Here is a 7,160-nt window from a genome sequence, read left to right as displayed (position 1 = left end):
TTTGTGGACCTTGGAGACCAGCGGACAGGTTGCATCGAGATAGAACAGGTTGCGCGCCTGCGCGTCCGCCGGCACCGACTTGGGCACGCCGTGCGCCGAAAAGACGACGGGCGACTGCCGATGTTCGGCCGGGATTTCGGAAAGTTCCTCGATGAACACGGCGCCAAGGCTTTGCAACCCCTCGACGACGTAGCGGTTGTGCACGATCTCGTGGCGGACATAGACCGGCGCGCCATATTTCTTCAGTGCCAGCACGACAATCTGGATGGCACGGTCGACGCCCGCGCAAAAACCGCGCGGCTGGCAGAGCCGGATCGTCAGAGGAGACTTGGCGGTTGTGTGAAGCATTAAATCCTGCCGGTTCGTCAGCGCCGAAATGAGGTGCCCACCCCCGCCCTGTCAAGGGTCTGTGTAGAAAGGGGGCGTCGCTCGCGTTCAGTCCTCTTTCGCGGGCCGGCGAAGCCGCAGGACGAGTATGGCGGCAAGCGCGGCGGCGAGCCCGTACCAGGTGACAGCATATTGCAGATGGCTGTTCGGCAGGTCGATGATGGTGACGCCTCCGACCGGCAGGCCGCCGGGGTTAGGCGTCTTGTCGGCATCGATGAAGATCGGCACCAGCTTGAACCCAGCCGGCAGGCCGGCGCTCGCGGCCATGACGTCGCGGTCCTTCCAGTAGAAGATGTTCTTGGCCACGTCATTGTCGGGAAGCATCATCGAGGGCTTTGCCGACAGCGGGTTGCGAGCAAGCCCGGTGACCGTGACCTTGCCCGTTGGCTGTCCCTTGGCACGCTTGGCGGCATCCTTGAGGTCGTAGGGCACAAAGCCACGGTTGATCAGAACGAAACGGCCATCGTCGAGGGCCAGCGGCGTGTAGACGTTGAAGCCGGCATCCCCTTCCCAGGTCGCGTAGAAGTGCCGTTCGCCGGGATGCAGGAAAGTGCCGGTGACCGTGACCGGCGTGTAGTCGACGTCGCCGGTCGAGGCGAATTCCTTCTCGACCTCTGCCAGCGGCAACGGCGCCGAATGGGTGCGCTGGTCGATGGTCTGCAGCAGGCCTTCCTTCCAGTGCAGGCGCTGGACCTGCCAGGTGCCGAGCGCCAGCAGGATGAAGAACAGCACAAGGCCAAGGGCGATCAACAGCGCCGATCTCGGCCGCGAACGGCCGCCGGCCTTGGCGGAAGCTTCGCTCATTCGCCGCGATCCAGCCGACCCTCGGCCGCTTTGTTGCGGTATTGCAGGGTGAGCAGCACGCCCTTGATCAAGCGAAGCGCCGTCAGGCACAGCACCAGGGCGAGCGGGATCCATATCAGCAGATGCAGCCAGAGCGGCGGGCTCAGCGTCACTTCAACCCAGAGCGCCAGCCCGACGATGATGAAGCCGATGATCAGGATGACGAACACCGCCGGCCCGTCGCCGGCATCGGCGTAGGAATAGTCGAGGCCGCAATTGACGCAGCGCTTGCCGACGGTGAGGAAGCCGGAAAACAGCCGCCCCTCGCCGCAGCGCGGGCAACGGCCGTGCAGGCCGGCCGAAATCGGATCGATCGGAGGCCAGATCGCCCTATCTTCACTCATGGTTGTCTTCATTCATGGTCATTGCTCGACATCGATCGGCGTCCCATCGGCCACCATTGCCCAGATTTCGTCCATGTCGGAGTCCGTAACCGCAATGCAGCCGTCGGTCCAGTCGACCAATTGAAGCAGCCAGCCCCACCACGACAATCATAGCGCCGAAAAGAAGAAGGCGGCCACGTTGCCGCGACCGCCTTCCCCAAATCGAAATCCCAAAGGCTGGATCAGTGGCCCTCGATCACCGCGCCGACCGATCCCCAGACGTAGATCGAGGCGAACAGGAACAGCCAGACCACGTCGACGAAGTGCCAGTACCAGGCGGCCGCCTCGAAGCCGAAATGCTGCTTGGGGGTGAAGTCGCCCTTCATCGCGCGGATCAGGCAGACCAGCAGGAAGATGGTGCCGATGATGACATGGAAGCCATGGAAGCCGGTCGCCATGAAGAAGGTGGCGCCGTAGATGGAATCCTTGAAGCCGAACGGCGCGTGCATGTACTCGTAGGCCTGCACCATGGTGAACAGCATGCCGAGGCCGACGGTCAGCACGAGGCCGTTGACCAGCCCCTTGCGGTCGCCATGGATGAGCGAGTGATGCGCCCAGGTGACCGTGGTGCCCGACAGCAGCAGGATGACGGTGTTGTAAAGCGGCAGGTGGAAGGGATCGAGAACCTCCATGCCCTTCGGCGGCCAGACACCACCGGTAAACGTGTGGCGCGCGTAGTTCTGCACCTCACCGGCAAAAAGACTGGCATCGAAATAGGCCCAGAACCAGGCGACGAAAAACATCACCTCCGAGGCGATGAACATGATCATGCCGTAGCGCAGGTGCAGCGACACGACGCGCGTGTGGTGGCCCTCATGCGCTTCCTTGATCGTGTCCGACCACCAGGCGAACATGGTGTACAGCACGATCACGATGCCGATGAAGAACAGCCAAGGATTGGCAATGTTGAAGCCGAAGATCGGGAAGGAACCGCCCTTCAGGTATTCCATGAGGCAGACACCGCCAAAAGCGGTGACAAGCGCCCCGACCGATCCCAGGAAAGGCCACGGGCTCGGGTCGACGAGATGGTAGTCATGGTGTGGTTTTGCGTGCGCGTCTGCCATATCAACCCCCGAGATTTCCTTCGGTATCTGAAACTGTCTTGCTATTGCCCTTGGCCGGCTCCGAGGAGGCGACCGGCTTGTTCTTCTCGACCGGGAACATCGTATAGGACAGCGTGATCGTCTTGATGTCCTTCAGTTCCGGCACGTTCACGATGTCGGGATCCACATAGAACAGGACCGGCATGTCCAGCGTCTCGCCGGGCTTCAGCGTCGTATCGGTGAAGCAGAAGCATTCGACCTTGTTGAAGTAAGGGCCCGCCAGTTCCGGCTGCACGTTGAACGTGGCGCGGCCGGTGACGGGGCGATCGAACTTGTTGGTGGCCTGATAATGTGCCTGCACGGTCTCGCCGATCTTCATGGTCATCGAGCGCTGGACCGGCTGGAACTCCCACGGCACGCCGGCAATGTTGGCATCGAAGCGGACGGTGATCTCGCGGTCAAGCACGCGGCCGGCATACTGCTTCTCGACACGCTGCGTCGTGCCGCCATAACCAGTCGCCTGGCAGAACATCTTGTACAGCGGCACGGCTGCATAGGCCATGCCGATCATGCCGGTGAAGAAGGCGAGGCAGACAGCCGCGACGACGCGGTTGCTGGTCTTGCCCGCCGTCTTTCTGGGCGTCTCGGCGCTCATCACATCTTGCCCGACAAATTGTGGCCGAACTTCACGATCGTCGCGATGTAGAAAATCACGACCAGCAGAGCCAGCGCCACGCCAATCGCAATGGAACGGCTGCGCTGGGCCTTCTTCTGGCGCTCGGTCAGGGTGACCGTCTCGAGTTCTTTCTCGACCATGGTCATGCCCCACCCATGGCAAGCGCGCGTTCGACGACACTGTCGGCCAGATAGGCGGCGAAGATGGCGAAGAGATAGAGCAGCGAATAGGCGAACAGGGCCTTGGCCGGCTTCATGGCGCGGTCATCGTCGGCCATGCCAAGCACTTTCCAGGCATACCAGACGAAACCAGCGCCCAGCAGCAGAGCGGCCACGCCATAGAATGGCGTCGTGTAGCCGAGCAGCCAGGGCAGCACGCCAACTGGGGCCAGCACCAATGCATAGGCGAAAATCTGACGACGGGTCGATGCATGACCTGCGACGTTCGGCATCATCGGGATGCCGGCGCGGCCATAGTCCTCGGACTTGAACAGCGCAAGCGCCCAGAAATGCGGCGGCGTCCAAAGGAAAATGATTAGGAACAGGATGATGCTTTCGAAACTGACCGACCCGGTCACCGCAGCCCAGCCGATCACCGGAGGAATGGCGCCCGCGGCACCGCCGATGACGATGTTCTGCGGCGTCGAGCGTTTCAGCCATATCGTGTACACGACGGCATAGAAGAAGATGGTGAAGGCCAGCAGCGTGGCGGCCAGCCAGTTGACCAGCACGCCGAGCGTCATCACCGACAGGACCGAAAGCACCAGGCCGAAGCTGAGCGCCTCGTGCGGCTGGATACGGCCCGACGGGACCGGGCGGCTGGCGGTCCTGGTCATTACCGCGTCGATGTCGGCGTCGTACCACATGTTGAGGGCACCGGAGGCGCCAGCCCCGATCGCAATTGCCAGGATGGCTATCACCGCCAGCAGCGGATTGATGGTCACCGGTGCGGCGACCAGCCCGACAAAGGCGGTGAACACCACCAGCGACATGACGCGCGGCTTCAGGAGTGCGAAGAAATCGCCCGCCGTCGCTTCCGACATGCGGAAGCCCGCTTCGTCAATGCTGGTTTCGTCGACTAGGGCCATGCGTGCTGAAGTCCATTATTCCGTTGGCCAAAACCGCCGGCGGACCGGCGGTTTCGCATTCGAGGGGAAGCCGCCTTACTTGATCTTCGGCAACTGCTCCCACTGGTGGAAGGGCGGCGGCGAAGGCAGCTGCCATTCGAGCGTCGTTGCACCCTCGCCCCACGGATTGGCGCCGGCCACCCGCTTCTTCTGGAAGGCTTCGAACACGCAGTAGAGGAAGATCAGGACGCCGACGGCCGAGATATAAGAACCGATGGACGACACATAGTTCCAGCCCGCAAACGCATCGGGATAGTCGATGGTGCGGCGCGGCATGCCGGCGAGGCCGAGGAAATGCTGCGGGAAGAAGATCAGGTTGACGCCGACGAAGGTGACCCAGAAGTGGGTGTTGGCGATGACGGGCGAGTACATGTAGCCGGTCATCTTCGGGAACCAGTAGTACCAGCCGGCGAAGATGGCGAACACCGCGCCCAGCGACAGCACGTAGTGGAAGTGGGCAATGACGAAATAGGTGTCATGCAGCGACCGGTCGAGGCCGGCATTGGCCAGCTGGACGCCGGTGACGCCGCCGATGGTGAACAGGAAGATGAAGCCCAGCGCCCACAGCATCGGCGTCTTGAACGAGATCGACCCGCCCCACATCGTTGCGATCCAGGAGAAGATCTTCACGCCCGTCGGCACGGCGATGACCATGGTGGCGAAGACGAAATAACGCTGCGTGTCGAGCGACAGGCCGGTCGTGTACATGTGGTGCGCCCAGACGATGAAGCCGACGGCGCCGATCGCGACCATGGCGTAAGCCATGCCGAGGTAACCGAACACTGGCTTCCTCGAGAAGGTCGAGACGATATGGCTGATGATGCCGAAACCCGGCAGGATCAGGATGTAGACTTCCGGATGGCCGAAGAACCAGAACAGGTGCTGGAACAGCAGCGGATCGCCGCCGCCATCGGGAGCGAAGAAGGTGGTGCCGAAATTGCGGTCGGTGAGCAGCATGGTGATGCCGCCGGCCAGAACCGGCAGGGACAGCAGCAACAGGAACGCAGTGACCAGCACCGACCAGGCAAACAGCGGCATCTTGTGCAGCGTCATGCCAGGGGCGCGCATGTTGAAGATCGTGGTGATGAAATTGATGGCACCGAGGATCGAGGAGGCGCCGGCGATGTGGATCGACAGGATCGCCAGATCCATGGCCGGACCGGGCTGACCCGAGGTCGAGAGGGGTGGGTAGAGCGTCCAGCCGCCACCAACGCCGTAGGCGCCCGGCGCACTCGGCACGAACATCGAGGTGAGCAGCAGGATGAAGGCCGGCGGCAGCAGCCAGAACGAAATGTTGTTCATGCGCGGGAACGCCATGTCCGGCGCACCGATCATGATCGGCACCATCCAGTTGGCAAAACCGCCGATCAGCGCCGGCATGACCATGAAGAAGATCATGATCAGGGCGTGCGCGGTGGCGAAGGCATTGTACATGCTTTTGCCGCCGTCGACCGCGGCGTCACCGTTCATGCCGTAGACCATCTGCGCCAGGCCGCTGAAGATCTGGATGCCAGGCTCCTGCAGCTCCATGCGGATGGCGACCGACAGCGCGCCGCCGATGATACCGGCCATGATCGCGAAGATCAGGTAGAGCGTACCGATGTCCTTGTGGTTGGTCGAATAAACCCACCGCACCCAGCCATGATACGGCTTGTGGTCGTGCCCGTCGTGAGCTGCAGCGTCTGCCATGTTCCGCTCCGTTCCCTAAATCTTGCTAAACCGCGGCATCAATTGCCGGCGGCCGCTACCTTGTTCTGGCCATCGACCTCGGCCATGAGCGTCTTGTTGGCGCCCGGCAGATCGGTCTTGGCTGCCGCCAGCCACGTCTTGAACTGCGCATCCGAGACGACACGGATGGCGATCGGCATGAAGGCATGGTCCTTGCCGCAGAGCTGCGAGCACTGGCCATAGTAGAGACCTTCCTTTTCCGCCTTGAACCAGGTCTCGTTGGTACGGCCTGGAATGGCGTCGATCTTGATGCCGAAGGACGGCATGGCGAAGGAGTGGATCACGTCGGTCGCGGTGACGAGCACGCGGGTCATGGTGTTGACCGGCACCACCAGTTCGTTGTCGACGGCGAGCAGGCGCGGATAGACCTTGCGGTCTTCCTTGCCGGCCTTGGCGCGGTCGCCGTCCTGGAGGATCGCGGAGTTGAAGGCGAGCGTGTTGTCGGTCTGGTATTCGTAGTCCCAGTTCCACTGGTTGCCGGTCGCCTTGACTGTCAGCTTGGCCTCTTCCGGCGGCGTATATTGCGCGGTCAAGAGCTGGAACGAGGGAATGGCCAGGCAAAGCAGGATGACGACCGGACCGACGGTCCAGATCACCTCGATCAGCGTGTTGTGGCTGGTCTTGGAGGGAACCGGGTTGGCGCTCGCGCGAAACCTCACGATGCAGTAGGCGAGGAGAAGGAGCACCAGGATGGTGATCGGAACGATGAACCACATCGTGTAGTTTCCGAACCACTCGATCTGCCGCATCATGTCGGTCGCCGGCGCCTGGAAGGTGGTCTCCCACTCCACGGGCTGGTCGGCTTGGGCGGATGTGCCGGCAAAAATCGTGGCGGCGGCACAAGCACTCAGAAACTTGGCACTTGCTAGAAACCTGGCGCCAGCTAGGAAATTTCTCATCGCCCTCTTCGTCTCCCAGTTCCTCGCGGCTGCGCCAACGAGAATAACGAACAATGCCGGGACGGGAATCCCGAC

General features: G+C 62.1%; 9 protein-coding genes and 2 pseudogenes. 1 reads left to right on the top strand and 10 read right to left on the bottom strand.

What is annotated here, in order from left to right; genetic code table 11:
- The 10 genes and pseudogenes from EOA36_RS21505 to coxB form a co-directional block, all read right to left on the bottom strand.
- Positions 1-348, bottom strand: a pseudogene (locus EOA36_RS21505) (4-hydroxy-3-methylbut-2-enyl diphosphate reductase); the annotation flags it as partial.
- Positions 349-435: 87 nt separating this feature from the next.
- The gene (locus tag EOA36_RS21500; protein ID WP_167531498.1) at positions 436-1,191 is read right to left on the bottom strand and encodes an SURF1 family protein; all 756 of its coding nucleotides are present in this window, start codon (positions 1,189-1,191) and stop codon (positions 436-438) included.
- A complete protein-coding gene (locus tag EOA36_RS21495) occupies positions 1,188-1,574 on the bottom strand; it encodes a DUF983 domain-containing protein (RefSeq protein ID WP_027142361.1) in 387 nt (128 codons plus the stop codon). The genes EOA36_RS21500 and EOA36_RS21495 overlap by 4 nt, the downstream gene beginning before the upstream one ends.
- 18 nt (positions 1,575-1,592) lie before the next feature.
- Positions 1,593-1,715 (bottom strand): annotated as a pseudogene (locus EOA36_RS38825) (L,D-transpeptidase family protein); the annotation flags it as partial.
- A gap of 80 nt (positions 1,716-1,795) precedes the next feature.
- The gene (locus tag EOA36_RS21490) at positions 1,796-2,677 is read right to left on the bottom strand and encodes a cytochrome c oxidase subunit 3 (protein WP_127279330.1); all 882 of its coding nucleotides are present in this window, start codon (positions 2,675-2,677) and stop codon (positions 1,796-1,798) included.
- A 1-nt stretch (position 2,678) separates the two neighbouring features.
- Positions 2,679-3,311 carry a cytochrome c oxidase assembly protein gene (locus EOA36_RS21485; RefSeq protein ID WP_127279329.1) on the bottom strand — a complete coding sequence of 211 codons (633 nt, stop codon included), beginning with the start codon at positions 3,309-3,311 and terminating at the stop codon, positions 2,679-2,681.
- Positions 3,311-3,478 (bottom strand): hypothetical protein, encoded by a 168-nt coding sequence (locus EOA36_RS21480; RefSeq protein WP_189522194.1) that lies wholly within the window; start codon positions 3,476-3,478, stop codon positions 3,311-3,313. Before EOA36_RS21480 ends, EOA36_RS21485 begins: the two co-directional genes overlap by 1 nt.
- Positions 3,475-4,419, bottom strand: coding sequence for a heme o synthase (locus tag EOA36_RS21475; RefSeq protein WP_127279328.1), 945 nt, complete (start codon positions 4,417-4,419; stop codon positions 3,475-3,477). Before EOA36_RS21475 ends, EOA36_RS21480 begins: the two co-directional genes overlap by 4 nt.
- Before the next feature lie 75 nt (positions 4,420-4,494).
- The gene (gene ctaD, locus EOA36_RS21470) at positions 4,495-6,147 is read right to left on the bottom strand and encodes a cytochrome c oxidase subunit I (RefSeq protein WP_127279327.1); all 1,653 of its coding nucleotides are present in this window, start codon (positions 6,145-6,147) and stop codon (positions 4,495-4,497) included.
- A gap of 38 nt (positions 6,148-6,185) precedes the next feature.
- Complete coding sequence (coxB, locus tag EOA36_RS21465) at positions 6,186-6,977, bottom strand: cytochrome c oxidase subunit II (protein WP_348629816.1); 792 nt, start codon at positions 6,975-6,977, stop codon at positions 6,186-6,188.
- On the opposite strand from coxB, the gene EOA36_RS38380 reads away from it, so the two are divergent.
- A partial coding sequence (locus EOA36_RS38380; protein WP_245464429.1) for a hypothetical protein occupies positions 6,937-7,160 on the top strand: 224 nt, incomplete at its 3' end. The two genes, coxB and EOA36_RS38380, sit on opposite strands and share 41 nt — an antisense overlap.

This window comes from Mesorhizobium sp. M8A.F.Ca.ET.021.01.1.1, assembly GCF_003998025.1.
GTDB lineage: Bacteria > Pseudomonadota > Alphaproteobacteria > Rhizobiales > Rhizobiaceae > Mesorhizobium.
This window is presented reverse-complemented; position numbering and strand designations above follow the sequence as displayed.